This is a genomic window from Maribacter sp. (assembly GCF_049667165.1).
Taxonomy (GTDB): Bacteria; Bacteroidota; Bacteroidia; order Flavobacteriales; family Flavobacteriaceae; genus Maribacter_A.
In genome coordinates, this window is record NZ_JBATHS010000329.1 from 1 (window position 1) to 1,575 (window position 1,575).

The window sequence follows — 1,575 nt, forward strand, 5'->3', positions numbered from 1 at the left end:
CAGGGGCTGTCAGTCCGTTTGACGCAAATTTAGCGGATACCGAAAGTTAAAATCATTTTCAATTCATTGAAAATCAATTATTTATGTATCGTAACGTGGCTTTAGCCCGTTACCCTCTTGCTATTCCCCTTAGTTTAGCATTCATAGTTTTCATAGAGGTATTTATGATATCTGGTTTTCTATTTATTAGCTAACTTCTTATCGGGGAATACTCTCCATAATTGTCAACTATGACCAAACCGATCGGGGGCGAATTATACGCTATTCAAAGCTTCGGGCTTAGACTTTATTTGATAAAAGCCCCTATCGGTTATCTCCGGACCGGCATCAGATGGAAATTCAGGCTTTTAGGCCTATTATCAGGGGTTCGATGGCAATCTGGATACTTGGTCTTTATCACTAAATCCTATTCATTATGAACAGAAAAAACTTCTCTTGCTTTATCGGTATCGATATATCGAAAAGCAACTTCTACGTGGCCATTATCAAAGATGAGGGGACTGCCTCGTATGTATTCGAAAATTCTAAAAAGGGAACCAATGCGTTTATCAGATTGCTCCGAAACCAAAGGATCGACCTGGAGTACACGCTTATGTGTATGGAACATACGGGTGTATATGGCAGGCTCATCATCGCGAAACTTGCTGAGAAACAGGCCAACTTCTGTGTAGAGATGCCCGTACAGATTGCCAAAAGCATCGGCGTACAAAGGGGAAAGAACGATAAGGTCGATGCCATTCGGATCGCCCAATATGCATCCAAAAACTATAGGGAAATGCAGCTTTTTGTGCCCATACCCCAAATCCTTGAAAAGGTCAAGATCTTGCTCAAGGTCCGCAGGAAGCTTGTCAATACCAGGGCGGATGTAAACAAATATCCCAACGAACTGGAACTCTTCTCCCCGGAACTTGGGAAACTGGCCAAGAACAACCATAAACGGATCAATAGAAGCCTCGATGCGGAAATAAAACGTGTAGAGGCCGAAATACAAAAACTCGTCCTCTCCGATGACAGGCTCAACAAAACGATCGGCCTGGTCACCTCCGTTATCGGAATAGGTAAGATAACCGCGCTTCACTTTACTATTTTCACAAACTTCTTTACCCGCTATGACAACCCGAAACAACTTGCTTGTTATTGCGGTGTAGTGCCCTTTGAGTTCACCTCCGGTTCTTCCATATTCCGTAAGTCCAGGATACACCCAATGGCCAACAGAACGCTCAAAAAACACCTTCATATGAGTGCGCTGGCCGCCATAAACCACGACCCCGACATCAAGGCCTACTTCGAAAGAAAGGTCGAAGAGGGAAAAAACAAGATGCTCATCATAAACAATGTCAGGAACAAGCTCGTTCATAGGGTCTGCGCCGTCGTTAAACGACAGGAACCGTATGTGAAAAACGTTGCTTGATCTTTTTATCATTTTTACTTGGATTTAACATGGAAATCTTTTCTTCGTTTTACTTCGTGCAGGAATACCTTGTTCCGTTTTATAAGAAAAGGCTAAAATTCAAAGCTAATTCCGTATTCCCCTTCACTATCATTTTCTTCTACTTGGCCCATCCAATTTTAATA

1 protein-coding gene is annotated in these 1,575 nt (G+C 42.5%); it reads left to right on the forward strand.

Annotation, left to right across the window (positions count from 1 at the left end; translation table 11 throughout):
* Nucleotides 1–415 precede the first annotated feature (415 nt).
* Nucleotides 416–1,411, forward strand: a complete 996-nt coding sequence (locus WBM98_RS15140; RefSeq protein WP_424366863.1) for an IS110 family transposase — start codon at nucleotides 416–418, stop codon at nucleotides 1,409–1,411.
* Nucleotides 1,412–1,575: the final 164 nt, after the last annotated feature.

Bases quoted from the DNA above. Each gene is read 5' to 3' on its own strand.
- WBM98_RS15140 (WP_424366863.1), top strand. From the start codon at position 416: ATGAACAGAAAAAACTTCTCTTGCTTTATCGGTATCGATATATCGAAA.